At 56.8% G+C, this 19,100-nt stretch carries 21 protein-coding genes; 11 read left to right on the top strand and 10 right to left on the bottom strand.

The window, feature by feature from the left end; genetic code table 11:
- Positions 1-68: 68 nt before the first annotated feature.
- Positions 69-833, top strand: coding sequence for a sulfite exporter TauE/SafE family protein (locus GOV90_RS19470; RefSeq protein ID WP_171096078.1), 765 nt, complete (start codon positions 69-71; stop codon positions 831-833).
- A gap of 4 nt (positions 834-837) precedes the next feature.
- Here the strand turns inward: GOV90_RS19470 and GOV90_RS19475 are convergent, their stop codons facing one another.
- The 3 genes from GOV90_RS19475 to GOV90_RS19485 form a co-directional block, all read right to left on the bottom strand.
- Positions 838-1,389, bottom strand: a complete 552-nt coding sequence (locus GOV90_RS19475) for a hypothetical protein (protein WP_171096076.1) — start codon at positions 1,387-1,389, stop codon at positions 838-840.
- Between the two features lie 27 nt (positions 1,390-1,416).
- The gene (locus GOV90_RS19480; protein ID WP_256367976.1) at positions 1,417-1,803 is read right to left on the bottom strand and encodes a hypothetical protein; all 387 of its coding nucleotides are present in this window, start codon (positions 1,801-1,803) and stop codon (positions 1,417-1,419) included.
- A 279-nt stretch (positions 1,804-2,082) separates the two neighbouring features.
- Positions 2,083-3,681, bottom strand: coding sequence for a phosphoenolpyruvate carboxykinase (locus GOV90_RS19485; RefSeq protein WP_171096074.1), 1,599 nt, complete (start codon positions 3,679-3,681; stop codon positions 2,083-2,085).
- A 341-nt stretch (positions 3,682-4,022) separates the two neighbouring features.
- Here GOV90_RS19485 and GOV90_RS19490 point away from each other — a divergent pair, with 341 nt between their 5' ends.
- From GOV90_RS19490 to GOV90_RS19520, 7 genes are read left to right on the top strand one after another with little or no spacing between them, the layout of a single operon-like run.
- A complete protein-coding gene (locus tag GOV90_RS19490; protein ID WP_171096072.1) occupies positions 4,023-4,727 on the top strand; it encodes a response regulator transcription factor in 705 nt (234 codons plus the stop codon).
- Between the two features lie 31 nt (positions 4,728-4,758).
- Positions 4,759-6,477 (top strand): sensor histidine kinase, encoded by a 1,719-nt coding sequence (locus GOV90_RS19495; RefSeq protein WP_171096070.1) that lies wholly within the window; start codon positions 4,759-4,761, stop codon positions 6,475-6,477.
- Positions 6,478-6,480: 3 nt separating this feature from the next.
- Positions 6,481-6,951, top strand: coding sequence for an HPr kinase/phosphorylase (locus tag GOV90_RS19500; protein WP_171096068.1), 471 nt, complete (start codon positions 6,481-6,483; stop codon positions 6,949-6,951).
- Complete coding sequence (gene rapZ, locus GOV90_RS19505) at positions 6,948-7,829, top strand: RNase adapter RapZ (RefSeq protein WP_171096066.1); 882 nt, start codon at positions 6,948-6,950, stop codon at positions 7,827-7,829. Before GOV90_RS19500 ends, rapZ begins: the two co-directional genes overlap by 4 nt.
- A complete protein-coding gene (locus GOV90_RS19510) occupies positions 7,826-8,218 on the top strand; it encodes a PTS sugar transporter subunit IIA (protein WP_171096064.1) in 393 nt (130 codons plus the stop codon). The genes rapZ and GOV90_RS19510 overlap by 4 nt, the downstream gene beginning before the upstream one ends.
- 16 nt (positions 8,219-8,234) lie before the next feature.
- Positions 8,235-8,504, top strand: coding sequence for an HPr family phosphocarrier protein (locus GOV90_RS19515; protein ID WP_171096062.1), 270 nt, complete (start codon positions 8,235-8,237; stop codon positions 8,502-8,504).
- A gap of 38 nt (positions 8,505-8,542) precedes the next feature.
- The gene (locus GOV90_RS19520) at positions 8,543-9,442 is read left to right on the top strand and encodes a lysophospholipid acyltransferase family protein (RefSeq protein WP_171096060.1); all 900 of its coding nucleotides are present in this window, start codon (positions 8,543-8,545) and stop codon (positions 9,440-9,442) included.
- 75 nt (positions 9,443-9,517) lie between these two features.
- On the opposite strand, the gene GOV90_RS19525 is transcribed toward GOV90_RS19520, so the two are convergent.
- Positions 9,518-10,393: a 3-hydroxybutyryl-CoA dehydrogenase gene (locus GOV90_RS19525; RefSeq protein ID WP_171096058.1), complete on the bottom strand. Its 876-nt coding sequence runs from the start codon at positions 10,391-10,393 to the stop codon at positions 9,518-9,520.
- Positions 10,394-10,557: 164 nt separating this feature from the next.
- On the opposite strand from GOV90_RS19525, the gene GOV90_RS19530 reads away from it, so the two are divergent.
- Positions 10,558-11,361, top strand: a complete 804-nt coding sequence (locus GOV90_RS19530; RefSeq protein WP_253284812.1) for a DUF6473 family protein — start codon at positions 10,558-10,560, stop codon at positions 11,359-11,361.
- A gap of 55 nt (positions 11,362-11,416) precedes the next feature.
- Here GOV90_RS19530 and GOV90_RS19535 read toward each other — a convergent pair whose 3' ends face one another.
- The 6 genes from GOV90_RS19535 to GOV90_RS19560 all read right to left on the bottom strand — a co-directional run bounded on the left by GOV90_RS19535 (position 11,417) and on the right by GOV90_RS19560 (position 15,695).
- Positions 11,417-12,346 carry an electron transfer flavoprotein subunit alpha/FixB family protein gene (locus GOV90_RS19535; protein ID WP_171096056.1) on the bottom strand — a complete coding sequence of 310 codons (930 nt, stop codon included), beginning with the start codon at positions 12,344-12,346 and terminating at the stop codon, positions 11,417-11,419.
- Complete coding sequence (locus GOV90_RS19540) at positions 12,346-13,104, bottom strand: electron transfer flavoprotein subunit beta/FixA family protein (protein ID WP_171096053.1); 759 nt, start codon at positions 13,102-13,104, stop codon at positions 12,346-12,348. The genes GOV90_RS19535 and GOV90_RS19540 overlap by 1 nt, the downstream gene beginning before the upstream one ends.
- Before the next feature lie 192 nt (positions 13,105-13,296).
- The gene (locus tag GOV90_RS19545) at positions 13,297-13,869 is read right to left on the bottom strand and encodes a cob(I)yrinic acid a,c-diamide adenosyltransferase (RefSeq protein ID WP_171096051.1); all 573 of its coding nucleotides are present in this window, start codon (positions 13,867-13,869) and stop codon (positions 13,297-13,299) included.
- Positions 13,870-14,073 (bottom strand): twin transmembrane helix small protein, encoded by a 204-nt coding sequence (locus GOV90_RS19550; RefSeq protein ID WP_171096049.1) that lies wholly within the window; start codon positions 14,071-14,073, stop codon positions 13,870-13,872. It abuts the gene before it with no gap.
- Positions 14,074-14,150: 77 nt separating this feature from the next.
- The gene (locus tag GOV90_RS19555; protein WP_171096048.1) at positions 14,151-14,978 is read right to left on the bottom strand and encodes an SDR family NAD(P)-dependent oxidoreductase; all 828 of its coding nucleotides are present in this window, start codon (positions 14,976-14,978) and stop codon (positions 14,151-14,153) included.
- Positions 14,979-15,047: 69 nt separating this feature from the next.
- On the bottom strand, positions 15,048-15,695 hold the full coding sequence (locus GOV90_RS19560; RefSeq protein ID WP_253284811.1) for an SH3 domain-containing protein: 648 nt from the start codon (positions 15,693-15,695) through the stop codon (positions 15,048-15,050).
- 206 nt (positions 15,696-15,901) lie between these two features.
- On the opposite strand from GOV90_RS19560, the gene parC reads away from it, so the two are divergent.
- Both parC and GOV90_RS19570 read left to right on the top strand, forming a co-directional pair.
- On the top strand, positions 15,902-18,250 hold the full coding sequence (gene parC, locus GOV90_RS19565; RefSeq protein WP_171096046.1) for a DNA topoisomerase IV subunit A: 2,349 nt from the start codon (positions 15,902-15,904) through the stop codon (positions 18,248-18,250).
- An 89-nt stretch (positions 18,251-18,339) separates the two neighbouring features.
- Positions 18,340-18,930, top strand: coding sequence for a hypothetical protein (locus GOV90_RS19570; RefSeq protein WP_171096044.1), 591 nt, complete (start codon positions 18,340-18,342; stop codon positions 18,928-18,930).
- Positions 18,931-19,100 lie beyond the last annotated feature (170 nt).

Below are 19,100 nucleotides of genomic sequence, written 5' to 3' on the forward strand. Positions count from 1 at the left end.
GAAAAAGTTCAAAAATTACCTGATCATTTTTGCAATGCAGAAGGAATCTTAAATGGTATCTAGAGGGTATGCCCCTGTTTTCCATTCTTTCTCCGCAAGACCTGATGCTTGCTATGGCCGTGGCTTTTGCTGCCGGTTGGATCAAGGGCATTGTTGGTTTCGCCATGCCTATGGTCATGGTGTCAGGGTTGAATTCATTCCTGACCCCCGAGTTGACCCTGGCCGGACTTATCCTGCCAACTCTCGCGACAAACGGGCTACAAGCTTTGCGCGGCGGCGCAACGGCCGCGTATTCTTCAATCCTGCGCTTTCGGGTTTTTCTGATCGTCGGGGGCCTCATGTTGGTTCTCAGCGCGCAGCTTGTCACCATGATCCCCAGTTCGGTTTCGTTGCTTCTGATCGGTGGTTTGGTTTCGGTTTTTTGCTTGTTTCAGGTTTTGGGGGTTCGGCTGGTATTGAACCAGCCATCCGCGCGTATAGAGGCTGCTGTGGGCGGAGTTGCAGGTTTTGCTGGCGGTATGTCCGGTGTTTGGGGTCCGCCAACTGTTGCTTATCTGATGGCTTTGAACACACCCAAAAAGGAACAGATCCGCATTCAGGGCGTTATTTATGGGCTTGGGGCAGTGCTGTTGCTGGCCGCTCATTTGGGGTCAGGTATCTTGCGGGCAGAAACGCTTCCGTTTTCTGCCATTCTGATCCTTCCTGCCTTGGTGGGGATGTGGGTCGGCACCAGGTTGCAGGACCGAATCGATCAGGCCAGCTTTCGCAAGGCGACCCTGTTTGTGTTGTTGGTGGCTGGACTAAACCTGCTGCGACGCGGCCTGATGGGCTGATGTCTCAGCCGCGACGTTTGTCGGCGAAGCGGAACGCAAAGTAGAGTCCCAGCATCAGGAAGAACAAGCCCGAGATATCGCCGATCAAAAAGGCAATGTACTCGACGGTTGCACTGCCGAAAGCCAGATTGGTCAGGCCCGAAACCAGAAAAGATGTGATGATGCCGACACCCATGACGCAGGCCCAGCAGGGTTTGCGATCAGGACGCGGGAACAGGTCCCATCCGACGGCCTTGCACAGATAGAACACTGCCGGAACTGTGGTGACAGCTATGGCAATGGCCAATAGGCGGCTGGGTAGGAAAACGTCAGTGCCCCCCAGATAAGCAAAGACTATGAATACCCCTGGTAACAGGGCAAAGATCGCCCGCCACCCTAATAGCCATGCGGAAAGAACCCGCACGCCATGAGGCAGAAACAGCAGGCTGGCCCGGCTTGGGTATTCCGGGAAATACATATTCTGAAGAGGCATCAGAACGGCGAATGTCAGGAATGACGCCGCCACATAGGCCGATGAGGCCGCAAATGTATCAATTGCCCAAGCGCGCACGGACATTATTGGGCCGTGCGTGCTGAACAGGCGTCATCTGGGAGCATTAACGATATACCGCCCCCGGTTGGCGCTGCCGCTTTGCGAAAGATAGCCTTTTTGAACCAGTGACTTCAGCGCGCGAAAAAAGGTCGGGCGCGACACGCTTTGGACCAATGTGTGTTCGATCAAACCGAATGTGCGTACTTCTTGATCAGATTTTGAGAGTTCTTCCGCTGCGTAATAAATGTCGCGCTCAACCGGAGATAGTTTTTCCAGGCCAAGCGTCCGCTCCATGCTTTGCATCAATTTGCGGAGTTCGGTGAGTTTCGAGATTTCTGTCATGTTCTTACCTGCAATTTCCTGAGCCAACTGCCGCCGGTCTGCGACCATATGAGCCACACCAGTCCTTTCAGAAACCAGCGAGTCCCATGTTGACACTCATCCCCTTTTACCTAGACTAGGTGCCTGATTAGGTTGCTCAACCCAGCGTTGTGAGTGTACGCAAGTGAGCTTCCACAAAGTCCTTTCAGTCAATGCCCGGCGCTGATGTGCCGGGCTTTTTCGTCTTATCGAAACTAACAGGTACCCCAGATCGCAATTTGAAACAACGCACTTGTATGTGCTTTTTGCAACATACAACTAAGGGTAGATTGTACGAGCGGTTTCTGAATTGAAAAAGGGGCCCGCAGGCCCCTTGTTTCTGTATCCGGTACCGCGTTAGCCAATCGCTACGGCTTTGATATCGTCGTCGATGAACGGCAGGTATTGTTCGAAGTTTTCGGCAAACATTTGAACCAGTTTCTCGGCTTGTTTGTCGAACGCGGCCTGATCGTCCCAAGTGCGGCGCGGGTCCAACAGCACCTCGGCGACACCGGGTACGGAAACCGGTACATCAAAGCCGAAATTGGCGTCTTTGCGGAATTCAGCATCGCGCAGCGAACCATCCAGGGCTGCCGTCAACAATGCGCGGGTCGCCTTGATCGGCATCCGGCTTCCTACGCCATACGCACCACCGGTCCAGCCGGTGTTCACCAGCCAGCAGGTCGCGCCATGCTGGGCGATCTTATCCCGCAACAGATTACCGTATTCTTCCGGACGGCGCGGCATGAACGGCGCGCCAAAGCAGGTCGAGAACGTGGGCTGAGGCTCAGTCACACCACGTTCGGTACCCGCAACCTTCGAAGTGAAGCCCGACAGGAAATGATACATCGCCTGCGCCGGGGTCAGCCGCGCGATCGGAGGCAGAACACCAAAGGCATCACAGGTTAGCATGATGATGTTCTTTGGATGGCCGCCCAAAGCGCTGCTGGACGCGTTCGAGATATACTCCAACGGATAGGCGCAACGCATGTTGGCAGTCAGTGAATCGTCGTCGAAATCCAGCTCTTTGGTCTCGGGGTCGAAAACCATGTTTTCGATGACAGTGCCGAATTTACTGGTGGTCGCGTAGATTTCCGGCTCGGCCTCGGCGTTGAGGTTGATTGTCTTGGCGTAACAGCCGCCCTCAAAATTGAAGGTGCCGCGATCCGACCAGCCATGTTCGTCGTCGCCGATCAACACTCGGGCGGGGTCAGCGGACAGAGTTGTCTTGCCTGTACCTGACAGTCCGAAGAACACGGCGGTATCAACCGGGTTGCCAACGGCATGGTTGGCCGAGCAATGCATCGGCATCACACCTTTTTCCGGCAACATGTAGTTCAGCAGAGTGAAGACGGATTTCTTGTTTTCACCCGCGTATTCGGTGCCACCGATCAGAATCAGCTTACGATCAAAGTTCAGCGCAATCACCGTTTCACTGCGGCAGCCGTGCTTGGCCGGGTCGGCCTGGAAGCTGGGGCAGTTGATAATGGTGAAGTCGGCTGTGAAATCATCCAGATCCTCGCGATCCGGGCGGCGCAGCAAGTGGCGGATGAAAAGATTATGCCAGGCGAGCTCGGTGACCATACGCACGTTGATCGCGTATGCGGGGTCAGCACCGCCGACGAGATCCTGCACGAAGTAGTCGCGGCCTTTCATATGGGCCAGCATGTCTTGATACAGCGCTTCAAAGCCTTCGGGGCTCATTTCAGCGTTGTTTTCCCACCAGATGGTGTCGACGACACTGTCGGTTTTGACGACGTGCTTGTCCTTGGGTGAGCGGCCGGTGAACTTGCCAGTGGTGACCAGAAACGCACCGCCGTTGCCAAGTGTCCCTTCGCCGCGCTTCAGCGCCTCTTCGATCAGCGCCGGTTCCATGAAGTTGTAATAGACATTGCCCAGACCCTCGATGCCCTGATCTTCGAGGCGGAATTGCGGGTTAACCCGTCCAGATGTCATGTGTGTCTTCTCCTGTGGCGGCGCGTGGCTTTGGCCGTTAGCGCCATTGGGGCAGTGAGCCGGGCAAACCGGCGGCTGGGCGCGTCTTATCACGGTCATTTGGGGCATGAACAGGCGGGTTGACGCAGTTAGCGCAACCAAGTCCGAGTTTAGCGCCACCACAAATTCAATGTTCGAAAAGCAGGCAGATTTTTGCGGGCATAAAGGCAAATTTGCCGCAGACCTGCCGCAACAAAGGCACGATTCGAGGTTACGGATTGATTCGGCGTCTTAAAACCGCCAACAATGCCTTACAAATAAGCGAATTATTGCGCGAGTGAGCAGGAATAGGGGTGAGCCCGATGTCAAAGATTGCACTGGTGGATGACGATAGAAACATTCTAACGTCTGTATCCATGACTCTTGAAGCCGAAGGTTTCGAGGTTGAAACTTATAATGATGGCCAGGCCGCGTTGGATGCGTTCAACAAAAAGCTGCCGGATATGGCTGTTCTCGATATAAAAATGCCTCGGATGGATGGCATGGATCTGCTGCAGCGGCTGCGTCAGAAAACGCAGATGCCAGTGATCTTCCTGACCTCGAAAGATGACGAGATCGACGAGGTTCTTGGCCTGCGCATGGGCGCAGATGATTATGTAAAAAAGCCGTTCTCGCAGCGGTTGCTGGTTGAACGCATCCGCGCGTTGTTGCGCCGGCAAGAGGCAACAAGCGGCGACGCAGTGGCCGCCAACAGCAGTGACACCAAGGTTATGGAACGCGGTGACCTGCGGATGGATCCTCTGCGCCATGCAGTAAGCTGGAAAGGGAATGACGTGTCCCTGACCGTGACAGAGTTCTTGTTGTTACAAGCGCTTGCCCAGCGTCCGGGCTTTGTCAAAAGCCGTGACCAGCTGATGGATGTGGCTTACGACGATCAAGTTTATGTGGACGACAGGACAATCGACAGCCACATTAAGCGCCTACGCAAGAAAATGCGCGCAGCCGACCCCGAGTTCTCGGCGATCGAAACCCTGTATGGTATCGGTTACCGGTACAACGAAGAATAGGCGCGACGCCTGCAAGAGGTAATGGGCTCTCGTGCGCGACACCGAAGAAGCCAGAGAACTGCGCGACGGCGACGTCGTTCTTGGGGATGACTGGGTCATTCCCCAGGATCCCGAGTCTGCCGAGCTGAGGGAAAAGCGATCCCGGAGGAACCTGTTTTCTCTGCGTGGATCGCCTTTGGCCCGCAAGATCATCACCTTCAATCTGATCGCCTTGGTGATTCTGGTCACCGGGCTGCTGTATCTGGACGATTCGCGTAAAGAAAAAGTGCAGCAGACCGCGCGCAATCTGCTGGGCGACGCGCAGCTGGTCAGCAATGTCTTTGAAACTCAGCTGCGACAGGGCGCTCAAACCTCGGCGCAAAATGCCGGCAATTTGGACGTCAAGGATACGCTTTCAGGGCTCACACTTCCCGAAGGCGGCGAAGTCTTTGTCTATGACGCAAGCGGCACTCTGATCGGTTGGACGCGTGGCGCACCACAAATCTCTGACATGCCTGTGCTTCTTCGTTCGGAGTCCGAAGTGCAAACTGGCAGCACTGTCATCAGCGATACGCTGCATGCGGTGTGGATTGGCCTGTCCAACCTGTTCAACTGGTCGACCGAGACGGAATCTCCGACGCTGGCGCAGCGGGTTCAGGCGATTATTCCACAGGCGCTGGAAGGGCAAGCGCAGGTCCAAGCGGTGCAAGACAGCGCGGGGGACACGGTGATCGTTGCTGCCGCACCGATCCTGTATGCGGATAGTCCAGCCGGTGCGGTTGCCATTACCGGCCCAGCCGGGGAAATCGACGCGCTGGCCCGCCGCGAACAGGAACGCATTCTTCAGATGTTTGTGGTAGCCCTTCTGGTTTCCGTAGGTCTGAGCCTTGTGCTGGCCTCGACAATCGCCAACCCACTGGCGGATCTGGCGGCGGCAGCTGAAATGGGCAAGGACCGCGGTACAGGGGTCAACCCCGGTCGTATCCGCATTCCGGATCTTAGTGCGCGCCCGGACGAGATTGGGCGGCTCAGCCGTGCGCTGCGGGGTATGGTGACAGCGCTCTACAATCGGATCGACGCGAATGAACAGTTCGCCGCTGACGTGGCCCATGAAATCAAGAACCCCTTGGCCAGCCTGCAATCCGCCGTTGGCACGCTGCGTATGGTCAAACGCGAGGATCAGCGCGACAAGTTGCTGGATGTGATTGAGCATGACGTCCGGCGTCTGGACCGTCTGGTCAGCGATATCTCGAACGCTTCGCGTCTGGATGCAGAGCTGGTCAAAGAAGAAGAGCAACCTTTTGACCTTCTCAAGTTGCTGGGCAATCTGGGTCAGTATTTGGGCGAAGATGCTCGTTCCAAAGGCATCGACTACATCACTGACCTTCCGCCTGAACCGATCATCATCAACGGTCTCGAAGCCCGACTGGCGCAGGTTTTCGTCAACCTCATCACCAACGCCATTTCGTTCTGCGAGGAAAGTGACGCCATTCGCGTCTGGGTCCGGCAGCGCGACAATCGCGTTTTGGTCGTAGTTGAGGATACGGGCCCCGGCATTCCCGAACAGGCGCTGACCAAAGTGTTCAAGCGATTCTACTCGCAGCGCCCGGCCGAGCATTTCGGTAATAACTCGGGCCTTGGTCTTGCGATCTCAAAGCAGATTGTCGAGGCCCATGGCGGTGTAATCTGGGCTGAAAATATACGCCCGACCGAGGCCGACATCACCTCGGATCCTCTGGGCGCGCGTTTCGTGGTGGGGCTGCCCGTTTAACCGATGCAAACCGATTTGCTGTCAGACGCCAAAAACCTGGACAAGGCGTGCGTTCATGCCTCCTGTGTTTCGGTTGAAGGGCGCGGCGTGTTGATCATCGGTGCCTCTGGAACAGGTAAATCCGGGTTGGCCTTGCAGATGATGGCCTTTGGGACAGACTTGGTTGCAGATGATCGTGTGATCCTTGAAATGGTCGAAGAGCGGGTCATTGCGTCCGCTGTTCCACACCTGCGCGGCTTGATCGAAGCACGCCACATCGGCCTGCTCAAGACCCCGGCGGTCGAGTCAACTCCGGTAACCTATGTCGTGGATCTGTCGCAGAGCGAGCCCGCGCGTTTTCCCGAACAGATCACCGTTCAAGTCCTGAGGCAAACTGTTCCCTTGCTTCGGGGCGCTGGCGTCCCCAATTTGGCAGCAGCATTAGTGCAGTTGCTAAAGTATGGGCGTGTAGACGCGGAATGGCCGAACACATGACTTCACAACGGCGGATCGTATTGGTCACTGGCCCGTCAGGCGCAGGCCGGTCCACCGCGATCCACGTACTGGAAGATCTTGGCTTCGAGGCGATTGATAACCTGCCGATGGGGTTGTTGCTGCGCCTGCTCGATAGCGCCGAAAGCGACCGTCCAATGGCGCTGGGCGTTGATGCCCGCAATCGGGATTTTTCGACAATCGGATTTATCGAGTTGGCCGAAAAACTGGGTCGTATGGCGCAAGTGGATCTGACGGTTCTGTATCTGGATTGCAGTGATGACGTTCTGCTGCGCCGGTTTTCGGAAACCCGTCGCCGTCACCCGGTCGCAAGAGATGCCAGCCCGGAAACCGGCATCCGGCGTGAAAAGGAACTTCTGGCCCCGATCCGTGAGATTGCCGATACGCTGATCGACACCAGTCTTTTGAACGTGCATCAGTTACGCGAAGAGGTTGAAACCTGGTTTGTCCCCAAGGATGGGCGGCACCTAGCGGTTTCGATCGAATCTTTCTCGTATAAGCGCGGGCTTCCGCGCGGGCTGGATATGGTGTTCGACTGCCGGTTCCTTGCCAATCCCTACTGGCGCCCCGAGTTGCGTGCAGCGGATGGTCGACACCCGGATGTCGCGCACTATGTGCAATCGGACACGACCTATTTGCCGTTTTATGAACGTGTCATGGATCTGCTAAATCTTTTGTTGCCCGCATTTCGGGCCGAAGGTAAAGCGCATCTGTCTGTGGCCTTTGGATGTACCGGGGGGCAACACCGCTCTGTTGCAATGGCCGAAGCTGTGGCAAAGGCCCTTGCCGAAGGTGGCCAGCAAGTGGCAATTAGGCATCGCGAAATGGAACGCCGGACGTTGAATGTGAGGTCGGATTGATCGGAATTGTGATCGTTGCGCATGGGGGGTTGGCTCAGGAATACCTGTCAGCCACACAGCATGTCGTCGGGCCGCAACCCGGTCTGGTGGCCATTGCAATCGAAGCTGAACACGATCGTGACGCCAAACAGGCCGAGATCTGCCAGGCAGCGGATAGCGTAGACATGGGCGATGGTGTCGTTGTTGTCACCGATCTGTTCGGCGGAAGCCCGTCGAATCTCAGCCTGAGGGCCTGTGCGCCTCAGGACCGGCGCATTCTTTACGGCGCCAACCTTCCTATGCTGATCAAATTGGCCAAAAGCCGCCACTTGCCTATCGGCGATGCCGTGCGACAGGCGATGGAGGCTGGACGGAAATACATAAATGCACAAAATGTGACATTGGAATAAGACCGGATTGACGACTATGACCAACCGAAGCCTTAAAATTATCAATGAAAAGGGCCTGCATGCCCGCGCCTCGGCAAAGCTGGTCGAGGTCGTAGAAGGGTTCGATGCTCGCGCCGAGGTGTCAAAAGACGGACTTTCTGCCTCAGGCGACAGTATTATGGGTCTTTTGATGTTGGCAGCTTCGCGCGGAACAACTATTGACGTCGAGACGTCGGGGCCGGATGCTGAGGCATTGGCGGAAGCTCTGGAAGCGCTTGTGAATGACAAGTTCGGAGAGGGGTTCTAATCCGCCCCGCCGGGACATGAAAACGGGAAGACCAGGAATTGGCGGAAACGACGCACGAGACCAAGACAAGCCCGGTGGTGGATGGGACCGCGGATGAGGGCGAAATCTACGACCGTAGAACCCTGACCTATGCGAACTCGTTTGACGATGCCTGGACTTCGACCGCCATTCGGGCCATCGAATGGTGCACTGGCAAGCTGACCATTCTGCGCATGGTCAACAAATTCGAAAAAAAGAACGAATACTATCGCGGCCAGCGGTTCTGGGGCGGTGCCCTTACGACTATGGGAATCGACCTGACCACACCTCAGGAACAGATTGCCCGGATTCCCAAAACCGGTCCCGTCGTTGTGGTTGCCAACCATCCGCACGGTATGGTCGATGGTATGATCCTGGCCGAGCTGATTGGACGGGTCCGCAGCGATTACCGCATTCTGACCCGCTCAGTTCTGACCGGCCTGGATGAGGCCGCTACATCCTTCATGATCCCGGTGCCTTTTCCGCACGATCCCGAGGCGCAGGCCAAGATGCTGGAGATGCGCGGCAAGGCCATGGAGCACCTGAAGAATGGCGGTGTAGTGGCCTTGTTCCCGTCAGGCGTGGTGATGTCATCGGATGACTGGTTTGGTCCAGCTATCGAGCGTGAATGGAACGTTTTCACCGCCAAAATGATCCGTCGCTCGGGCGCGCAAGTGTTGCCGATTTTCTTTCCGGGCAGCAACTCGCGCTGGTACCAGATTGCTAATAAACTGTCGCCGATCCTACGCCAGGGTTTGCTGTTGCATGAAATCGTCCGATCCTGCAACAAACCGCAGTCGCCGGTTATCGGCGAGCCGATCGGCGATGACGACATGGAACTGCTCGAGCGCGACCCGCGCGGCTTCATGGCATGGCTACGGGATCGCACAATGTCCTTGGGCCAATCAAACAAAGCCTGATCCGCGTCTTCATCTGGCCAAAAGTACCTCGGGGGTGAGCCCGGATGAAATCCGGGCGAGGGGGCTGGCCCCCTTTCAACGTGTTGGTACCGGAACCTCTCCGCGATAGTCATAGAACCCGCGCTCGGTCTTGCGGCCCAGCCAGCCAGCCTCGACATATTTCGTCAACAGCGGGCAGGGGCGGTACTTGGTGTCTGCCAGACCGTCGTGCAAGACGTTCATGATCGCCAGGCAGGTATCCAGCCCGATAAAGTCCGCCAATTCCAGCGGGCCCATCGGATGATTCGCGCCCAGCTTCATCGACTGGTCGATGGATTGAACGCTGCCGACGCCTTCATACAGGGTATAAACGGCTTCGTTGATCATCGGCATCAAGATCCGGTTAACGATAAAGGCGGGGAAATCTTCGGCACTCGCTGCCGTTTTGCCAAGGCGATCGACCACTGCCTTGCAAGCGCTGAATGTCTCTTCGTCCGTAGCGATGCCCCGGATCAGTTCCACCAGCTGCATGACCGGCACCGGGTTCATGAAGTGAAAGCCCATAAACCGCTCTGGCCGGTCGGTGCGGCTGGCCAGGCGCGTGATCGAGATGGATGACGTATTCGACGTCAAGATTGTATGCGGCAGCAGATGCGGCTGCAGGTCCTCAAAGATTGCCTGCTTGATCGTCTCCCGCTCGGTCGCGGCTTCGATGACCAGATCGGTTTGACCAAGACGGGGCAGTTCCAACGTTGTCGTAATACGTGTCAAGGCACCCTGCATATCGTCGTTGGTGATCTTACCGCGAGAGGCTTGGCGCGCCATGTTGCCTTCGATAACAGACACAGCGTTGTTCAGCGCGTCCTGACTGACATCGTTCAGCAAGACCTCGTATCCCGCCAAGGCCAGGACATGGGCAATCCCATTTCCCATCTGACCCGCGCCAATAACTCCGACCGATTTGATTTCCATGTCCAGCTGCCTTTGCCCTGAAGATTATCGCGACAGTATCGGCAGAGCGGGGCAGGCGGCAAGGGGATCGAACCTGTCAATTTTGCTTCAAATGCGCGCATTAGGAATTTCTCAACATCTGCGGCCGCAAGATGGCAACCGGGTGAGAAAATGGGGGGCTTGATATGAGCTTTCATCAATCTGGCGGTGGTGGAGACGCCGCCTGTCAATACATGGGGTCCAAACTGTGGTTTCGAGGCCCGCCGGGCGATCTGAGCAAGCCCTATGTGGCCTGTCTGGGCGGAGAGGAAACCTTTGGCCGGTTTGTTGAGAATCCGTTTCCTGTCGAGCTTGGCAAGCGGTTAAAGCTGCCCTGCATCAATTTCGGCAGCCTGTTTTGTGGTGTTGAGGCCATGCTGGGTGACCCGGCGCTTTTGGATCTGGTGAATGCGTCTGAAGTTTGTGTATTGCAGGTCCCCGATCTGCCGTACCAGTCGAACCGATTCTACCGGGTGCATCCGCGCCGCAATGATCGTTTCGTGGAACCTACGCTCGATCTGGTACAGTTATATCCAGAGGTCGATTTCACGGAAATCCACTTCGTGCGGCATCTGTTGGATCGGCTGCGCGCCGAACAAGACGCTCGTTTCGAAATTGTCGCGCAAGAGCTGCAAGAAGCTTGGTTGCGCGCTTGTTCAAAGCTGGTTCGCCGCATAGAGCCGCCGGTCATACTGCTTTGGCTTCATGTGCAAAGGCAGGCCGGTATGCATAGTGATCTTGTCTTGCCGGATGCTGCAATGATCGAACGGCTTCGCCCCCTCTGTAATAGGGTAGTTGAGTGTTCGGTTTGCGTGACGGCGGTGTCAGACACGTTAGAAGATGTGTTGTTTGGGACGTTACAGCAGCCAATTGCTGAGCATGTCATTGGCCCGTCCGCGCACAGAGAGATTGCCGCGAAACTATTGCCTGTTTTGCGGGACTTGAACTGAAAAAGGCCCGCCTATTGGCGGGCCTTCTAAGATGTGTCGACGAAAAACTTTGACTTTAGCCAAGTTTCTCAGTCAGTTCCGGCACTGCCTGGAACAGGTCGGCAACCAGCCCGAAGTCAGCGACCTGGAAGATCGGGGCTTCTTCGTCCTTGTTGATCGCAACGATGACTTTCGAGTCCTTCATACCCGCCAGGTGCTGGATCGCGCCCGAGATGCCGACAGCGACATACAGATCGGGGGCAACAACCTTACCGGTCTGACCCACCTGCCAGTCGTTCGGGGCATAGCCCGAGTCCACAGCCGCGCGCGAGGCGCCAACTGCCGCGCCCAGCTTGTCGGCCAGGGTTTCGATCAGTTTGAAGTCCTCTTCCGAGCCGACGCCACGGCCGCCCGAGACAACAACACCTGCCGAGGTCAATTCAGGACGATCGCTCTCGGCAACCTTGTCCTCGACCCACGACGACAGACCTTCGGAGGCCGGGACCGAGATGGTTTCGACCGGGGCCGAGCCGCCTTCGCCTGCGGCGTCAAAGCTGGCGGTCCGCAGGGTGACAACCTTCTTGGCGTCATTCGATTTCACGGTCTGGATCGCGTTGCCCGCATAGATCGGACGCTCGAAGGTCGAGCCGTCAACCACGCCGGACGCATCCGAGATCACCATCACGTCCAGCAGCGCAGCAACGCGCGGCATCACGTTCTTGGCGTCGGTGGTCGCAGGGGCAACGATGTGCTCGTAGCCATCAGCCAGCGACACGATCAGCGCCGCAGTCGATTCCGCCAGGCGGTGACCCAGCGAGGCATCTTCGGCGACCAGAACCTTCGACACACCGTCGATCTTGGCGGCGGCCTCACCGGCAGCGGCAGCGGAACCACCTGCGGCCAGAACGGTCACATCGCCCAGAGCTTTCGCAGCGTTGACGGCCTTGGCGGTGGCGTCCATCGACAGCTCACCATTGTTGACTTCAGCCAGCAGAAGTACAGCCATTACACAGCCCCCGCTTCTTTGAGTTTCTCGACCAGCTCGTCGACCGAGCCCACGACGATACCAGCGGCACGTGCCGGCGGCTCGTCAGTTTTGACAATCTCCAGACGCGGGGTGACGTCGACGCCGTAATCGGCGGCGGTTTTTTCATCCAGCGGCTTTTTCTTCGCCTTCATGATGTTCGGCAGCGACGCATAGCGCGGCTCGTTCAGGCGCAGGTCAACGGTTACGATGGTTGGCATCTTGACGCTGATGGTCTGCAGACCGCCGTCCACTTCACGGGTGATCTTGGCGCTGTCGCCTTCAATATCCAGTTCAGACGCGAAGGTACCTTGCGACCAGCCCAGCAGAGCCGACAGCATCTGACCGGTGGCGTTCATGTCGTTGTCGATCGCCTGCTTGCCCGCCAGAACGATGCCCGGCTGCTCTTCTTCGACCACTTTGGCCAGGATTTTGGCAACAGCCAGAGGTTCGATGTCGGTGTGCACGTCATCAGCGGCCACAACCAGGATCGCGCGGTCTGCGCCCATCGCCAGCGCGGTGCGCAGCGTTTCCTGTGCTTGCTTGACGCCGATCGAAACGGCAACAACTTCGTCGGCTTTGCCCGCTTCTTTCAGACGAATTGCTTCTTCGACAGCAATCTCGTCGAACGGGTTCATCGACATTTTCACATTGGCGAGATCAACACCGCTCCCATCCGCTTTCACGCGGACCTTAACGTTGTAGTCAATCACGCGCTTGACAGGCACCAGTACCTTCATTTTTGCGTATGCTCCTCAAAAAAACGGCAAGCCGCTGTGGCGACTCCACCAATGCTCTCGACGGACTAGATAGCGCCTGCGGCAGTGGCACAACAGAGCAAAATCGTCACGTCATGGCGTCGGGACGTCGCGTTTTGCGGTTTTTTTCGCAGAGGGGCGGGCGCTGCCGCCTGAATCCTCTGCAATTCGGGATCAGCGGTTCGCGCCAGGAACCCACAAAACGTCATCTTTGCCGTTGTTATTTGCGCAACGTGCGGCGACAAAGAACCAGTCGCTCAGGCGGTTGAGGTATTTGACCGCAACGTCGTTGACCGGCTCCATATTCGTCAATTCAACTGCCAGCCGTTCTGCGCGGCGCGACACGGTACGGCACACGTGCAAATGTGCAGCCAGACGCGATCCGCCCGGCAGGATGAAACTGCGCAGCGGTTCGAGATGTTCGTTCATTACATCGATTTCGGCTTCGAGCCGATCGATCTGAGATGGCACTATGCGCAGGGGCGGGTAGTCGGCCTCGGCGTCCTTATCCATGTCCGGGCGGCAGAAATCTGCACCCAGGTCGAACAGGTCATTCTGAATGCGCGATAGTGCCGCGTCCGTTTCGCCCTCAGCCTCGCTTCTGGCTACACCGACAAAGGCGTTCAATTCGTCTACTGTGCCATATGCGGCAACGCGGCCTGCATATTTGGCCACACGTTCGCCATTGCCCAGAGCCGTTTTGCCGTCGTCGCCCGTGCGTGTGTAAATCTTGTTGAGAACGACCATTTATTGCACCCCTTGTCCGCGCAGATAGACGAATAGAACGATCAGCACCACGGCAATGAACTGAAAGAGGATACGCAGCCGCATCATCTTGTTGCTTTTCTTTGCGGCTTCCATGCCGCTTTTGCCGAAATTCGCAATGCCCAAGGTCAGCACAACGACAACCGCCGCCATAACCAAAAGCAGTACGACCATCAAAAGGTCCATTTTAAGTCACCGTCCGGTTTTTTCGATTATGACCCATCTAGCGTTGAGAGGTCAAAAAGCGAACGGGAAATTTCACCTCAGATATCTGAGAGGATCCGGTCAGTGGCTTTTGTGGGCAAAATCCGCCGCAGAACCCCGGCCACATATGTGGGCGTCGTCACGTAATAACGCGGTTTGGGGCGTCGCGCTTCGACCGCGTGGGCCAGTTTGTTTGTCACTGCAGAGGCCGGTAGCTCGAACTTGTCGGGCCCGCTGCTTTCATAAAGACGTTTCAGCAAAGAGGCTTCGTACTTTGACCGCAGAGCCGAGTTTTCCCAGTCGATGTACTTTTCGAACATCGGAATCGCCTTTTCCCGCAGCTTCGACGTAATGGGTCCAGGCTCGATCAGAACCACATGGATGTCGGTGTCGCGCAATTCCAGCCGCATCGTATCGGTCAGACCCTCGATGGCATATTTAGTTGCGACATAAGCGCCTCTCCAGGGAAAGGCGACAAGGCCCAAAACCGAAGAGCATTGAACAAGTCGGCCGTGACCTTGTTCCCGCATAACGGGAATTATTTGGCGCGTCAGCTCATGCCATCCGAAGACATTGGTTTCGAAGATATGGCGCAATCCGTCGGTCGGCACGTCTTCGACCGCCCCGGGCAGGCCGTGGGCGCCGTTGTTGAACAAAGCATCCAGAGTGCCGCCTGTCGCCTCAAGTATGGATGACACACCTGAATTTATGCTCTGGTGGTCGGTATAATCGATTCTCGGGCTTTCAAAGCCTTGTGCGCGCAAACGATCACAATCGCGCTGCTGGCGGCAAGATGCGAAGACGCGCCATCCGCGTGCACGCATTCCGTGTGCCGCATCCAGGCCGATGCCCGAAGAGCATCCCGTAATTAGAATCGATTTCTGCATAAGCCTTCCGCACATTTACACCGCCAATAGCTATGGCGGGGTTTGCGGCAGGGCAATGACACTCTGGCGTCAGTTTGTTGTTTTCCGGACCAGTGATGCGGAAATCCACCCAACCTGTTGCCCCGGCAACACGCGCAGGCGCAGCCAGCCGGTGCCCGATTCGCTCAATACCTCGACTTGCTGGCCAAGACCGGCTTTGCCAATGATCGGATAGATGGTTCCGGGGCCGTCCCGCAGGTTGACGCGGGTGCCCGAAATCTCGCGAATGTCCTTGGGTGTTTCAACTGTTGAGGACAGGTCCACTGCTGGCAGTTCGGCATCTGTGGTGACCTGTTCAAGCGAGGCGACGCCTTGTTCCAGCGACGCCAAGGTAAGTGTAACATTCTCGTCGCTAAACAACGATGGGTTTGCCTTTAGACCCGCAGCCACCTGCGATAGCAGCGCTTTGGTTTCTTCTTCGCCCAGCTCGGCGACAGGTTCGGCTGTCACTTGCGCCACTTCGGCAGTCACCGGCACCACAGACTCAGATTTGATGGCCGCTTGTGTGACAAGGTTTTCAACAGGCGCAGGTTCGACCGCCGGCACAGCCGGTTTTGGTGCAACGGCAACGCGTTCAGGTTTAGCTTCGCGCACACCGCGCGGTTCAAAGTCGGGACCTCCGCTCATCACGTAAAAGGTCCAGCCGAGAGCGGCAAAAGTAACAAGTATCAGGCGCATAGTGGCCGTCCCCCAAGGTAATCGTAACAACAATATTAGGCAGCAATCATTCAATTGTTGGAATGGTAGCATAATTGTGAGGCCGAGTCGAAAATTCGGGGAAAACACACACTTGCCTCCCCCTGTTGCAAAAAGCGCGACTTGTCCCCAGCAAAATACTTGCTGCTTGCTTTACCAAGGCGCGCTTGCGTCGTATCACATCATATATGAACGATACCATCGACGACCCCAACATGGAGGCCCCCGAAGGTGGGGGCGAGGTAGCCGAACCGCTGCGCCGCGCGATAGGTGAGCGCTATCTGACCTATGCGCTCTCTACCATCATGCATCGCGCCCTGCCTGACGCGCGCGACGGGCTGAAGCCGGTGCACCGGCGAATCCTCTATGCGATGAGGGAATTGCGACTCAGTGCAACCGGAGGTTTTCGGAAGTCCGCCAAGATTTCGGGCGATGTGATGGGTAACTATCACCCGCACGGCGATGCCGCGATCTATGACGCGATGGCGCGATTGGCGCAGGACTTCAACGTCCGTTACCCGTTGGTCGACGGGCAAGGGAACTTTGGCAATATCGACGGGGATAACCCGGCTGCTTCGCGATACACCGAGGCGCGGATGACCATCGTCGCCGAAGCGCTGCTTGAAGGGTTGAACGAAGACGCCGTTGATTTCCGCGACAACTATGACGGCACCCTGACCGAGCCGGTGGTGTTGCCTGCGCAATTCCCCAACCTTTTGGCCAATGGTGCCAGCGGTATCGCTGTGGGTATGGCGACGAACATTCCGCCGCACAACATTGCGGAGCTGTGCGATGCCTGCCTGCATCTGATCAAGACGCCGGATGCCCGCGACGATACGTTGCTGAATTACGTGCCTGGACCGGACTTTCCGACCGGTGGCGTCATTGTTGAGCCGCCCGAGAACATCGCGCAGGCCTATCGCACCGGGCGCGGCTCATTCCGGCTGCGTTGCAAATACGAGGTTGAAGATCTGGGGCGCGGCCAGTGGCAGATCATCGTCACTGAGATTCCGTATCAGGTTCAGAAATCCAAGCTGATCGAAAAGATCGCAGAGCTGATCCAGACCAAGAAAATCCCGATTCTCGCCGATGTGCGCGACGAATCTGCAGATGACATCCGGTTGATCCTTGAGCCTCGATCTAAAAACGTGGACCCCGAGGTGCTGATGGGCATGCTCTATCGCAACTCGGACCTTGAAGTGCGGTTCAGCCTGAACATGAACGTGCTGATCGACGGGGTAACGCCTAAGGTTTGCTCGATGAAGGAAGTGCTGCGCGCCTTCCTCGATCACAGACAAGAGGTGCTAATCCGACGCTCGCGTCACCGCATGGCCAAGATCGACCATCGGTTGGAGGTCTTGGAAGGCTTTATCGTCGCCTTCCTGAACCTTGATCGTGTGATCGACATCATCCGCTATGACGACGACCCCAAAGCCGCGCTGATGCGCGAGGATTGGGGCATCGACCACGTCCGCGCCACCGATGAGTCTGACTACGTCACGCCCAAGCTGGGTGAGGGCGAACTGTCCGAGGTTCAGGTCGACGCCATCCTGAACATGCGCTTGCGCAGCTTGCGCCGTCTGGAAGAGATGGAATTGGTCCGCGAACGCGACGAGCTGATGCTGGAACGCGCCAATCTTGAAGACCTGCTGGCCGATCCCGCCCTGCAATGGGCCAAGATTGCCGAGCAGTTGAAAGAGACCAAGAAAACTTTCGGCAAAGACTACGAAGGTGGCGCGCGTCGCACGATGTTCGCCGAGGCCGGACAAGTCGAGGAAGTTCCGCTTGAGGCAATGATCGATAAGGAGCCGATCACGGTCGTCTGCTCTCAGATGGGCTGGATTCGCGCCATGACAGGCCATATCGACCTGAAGCGCGAATTGAAGTTCAAAGATGGTGATGGCCCGCGTTTCATTTTCCACGCGGAAACCACAGATCGCCTGCTGGTGTTTGCCTCGAATGGGCGCTTCTACACTGTCAGTGCGACCAATCTGCCCGGTGGACGGGGCATGGGCGAACCGCTGCGCCTGATGGTTGATCTGCCGAACGAGGCGCAGATCATCGATATCCTGATCCATAAGCCGGGGCGCAAGCTGCTGGTGGCCTCGGATGCGGGCAACGGATTCATGGTGCCCGAAGATGACGTGCTGGCACAGACCCGTAACGGCAAGCAGGTGCTGAACGTCAAAGGCGACGAGACGGCGATGATCTGTAAACCGGTTGATGGGGATCACGTGGCGGTCGTCTCGCAGAACGGCAAGTTCCTTGTGTTCCCAACAGAAGAACTGCCCGAGATGACCCGTGGCAAGGGCGTGCGCCTGCAGAAATACAACATGGCGCGCGGGCGGCAGGGTACGCTGGAGCTGGATGGAGGGTTGTCCGACATAACCACCTTCAACTGGGAAGAGGGACTGAAATGGTCCATGGGTGGCGACAAAACCCGGCGCGAGGCCGACATGTCCCAATGGCTGTCGAAACGTGCCAGCGTTGGTAAAAAACCGCCCTATGGCTTCCCGCGGGATTACAAGTTCTCGTGATCGCAAAAGTGGAAATCTGCCGATACGGGTTGGCACAAGCCGCATCGGTGCGCTAGATCAAAGAAAAACAGGCCTATCGAGACGAGACCATGTTGCGCATTCTGACCTTGATCACCGGATTGGCCCTAATGGGCGCTTGCACGCAGACGCAGTTATACGAAGAGCCCGAGTCGTTGGGCGAATTCAAGCTGCGCGTCAACTACGCGTTCGCTGATAAGGCCGTTCAGGGACCGGTCAGCCGGGACGCCACCCCGGACGAATGGACCGCGGCGATTCAGAATGCGGTCGATATTCGCTTGGGACGTTATGAAGGGGCTCAGGAATACGACATCGGCATCAGTCTGGAAGGCTATATGCTGGCCCCGCCCGGCATACCCGTGATCTACAATCCCAAAAGCACGGCGATTGTGTTGGTCAATGTCTATGATGTTAAGAAAAAAGAGTTCCTGGCCAAAGGAAAGCAATTTCAGGTGTTGGAAGACACGACAGGTGGAAGTGCGCTGAAAGGGTCGGGGCATGAGCGCACCAAGGAAGAACAAATGAGCGGTCTGGCGCTCAAAGTTGCTGATCGCGTCGAGGAATGGCTGGCCGAAGAACACCTTGAGCAAGGGTGGTTCGACAAGCGCCCCAACCTGATCCAACCGCTGGAATCTGTCGAGGTCACGCAAAATCCGGCGTGATCGGCGTATTTCCCTCAGGATGTGCTTGATTTTCCCCCCTGAACCAAATATCTCGCGCGCGCAGATGTAACCACGGGACCAAGGGTCCCCCAAATCGCAAAAGGGCGCCTGAGGAATGGCAAAGGAAAAGTTTGAGCGTACAAAACCGCACGTCAACATCGGCACGATTG

Origin of the sequence: Ruegeria sp. HKCCA5929, assembly GCF_013034525.1 — a bacterium.
Taxonomy (GTDB): domain Bacteria; phylum Pseudomonadota; class Alphaproteobacteria; order Rhodobacterales; family Rhodobacteraceae; genus Ruegeria.

Excerpts from the sequence above, each read along its gene's own strand:
- GOV90_RS19475 (WP_171096076.1), bottom strand. The coding sequence starts at position 1,389 with ATGTCCGTGCGCGCTTGGGCAATTGATACATTTGCGGCCTCATCGGCC.
- GOV90_RS19470 (WP_171096078.1), top strand. The coding sequence starts at position 69 with ATGCCCCTGTTTTCCATTCTTTCTCCGCAAGACCTGATGCTTGCTATG.
- GOV90_RS19535 (WP_171096056.1), bottom strand. The coding sequence starts at position 12,346 with ATGGCTGTACTTCTGCTGGCTGAAGTCAACAATGGTGAGCTGTCGATG.
- GOV90_RS19540 (WP_171096053.1), bottom strand. The coding sequence starts at position 13,104 with ATGAAGGTACTGGTGCCTGTCAAGCGCGTGATTGACTACAACGTTAAG.
- GOV90_RS19515 (WP_171096062.1), top strand. The coding sequence starts at position 8,235 with ATGACCAACCGAAGCCTTAAAATTATCAATGAAAAGGGCCTGCATGCC.
- GOV90_RS19555 (WP_171096048.1), bottom strand. The coding sequence starts at position 14,978 with ATGCAGAAATCGATTCTAATTACGGGATGCTCTTCGGGCATCGGCCTG.
- GOV90_RS19545 (WP_171096051.1), bottom strand. The coding sequence starts at position 13,869 with ATGGTCGTTCTCAACAAGATTTACACACGCACGGGCGACGACGGCAAA.
- GOV90_RS19530 (WP_253284812.1), top strand. The coding sequence starts at position 10,558 with ATGAGCTTTCATCAATCTGGCGGTGGTGGAGACGCCGCCTGTCAATAC.
- GOV90_RS19570 (WP_171096044.1), top strand. The coding sequence starts at position 18,340 with ATGTTGCGCATTCTGACCTTGATCACCGGATTGGCCCTAATGGGCGCT.
- GOV90_RS19490 (WP_171096072.1), top strand. The coding sequence starts at position 4,023 with ATGTCAAAGATTGCACTGGTGGATGACGATAGAAACATTCTAACGTCT.
- GOV90_RS19525 (WP_171096058.1), bottom strand. The coding sequence starts at position 10,393 with ATGGAAATCAAATCGGTCGGAGTTATTGGCGCGGGTCAGATGGGAAAT.
- parC (WP_171096046.1), top strand. The coding sequence starts at position 15,902 with ATGAACGATACCATCGACGACCCCAACATGGAGGCCCCCGAAGGTGGG.
- GOV90_RS19485 (WP_171096074.1), bottom strand. The coding sequence starts at position 3,681 with ATGACATCTGGACGGGTTAACCCGCAATTCCGCCTCGAAGATCAGGGC.
- GOV90_RS19500 (WP_171096068.1), top strand. The coding sequence starts at position 6,481 with ATGCAAACCGATTTGCTGTCAGACGCCAAAAACCTGGACAAGGCGTGC.
- GOV90_RS19560 (WP_253284811.1), bottom strand. The coding sequence starts at position 15,695 with ATGCGCCTGATACTTGTTACTTTTGCCGCTCTCGGCTGGACCTTTTAC.
- rapZ (WP_171096066.1), top strand. The coding sequence starts at position 6,948 with ATGACTTCACAACGGCGGATCGTATTGGTCACTGGCCCGTCAGGCGCA.
- GOV90_RS19550 (WP_171096049.1), bottom strand. The coding sequence starts at position 14,073 with ATGGACCTTTTGATGGTCGTACTGCTTTTGGTTATGGCGGCGGTTGTC.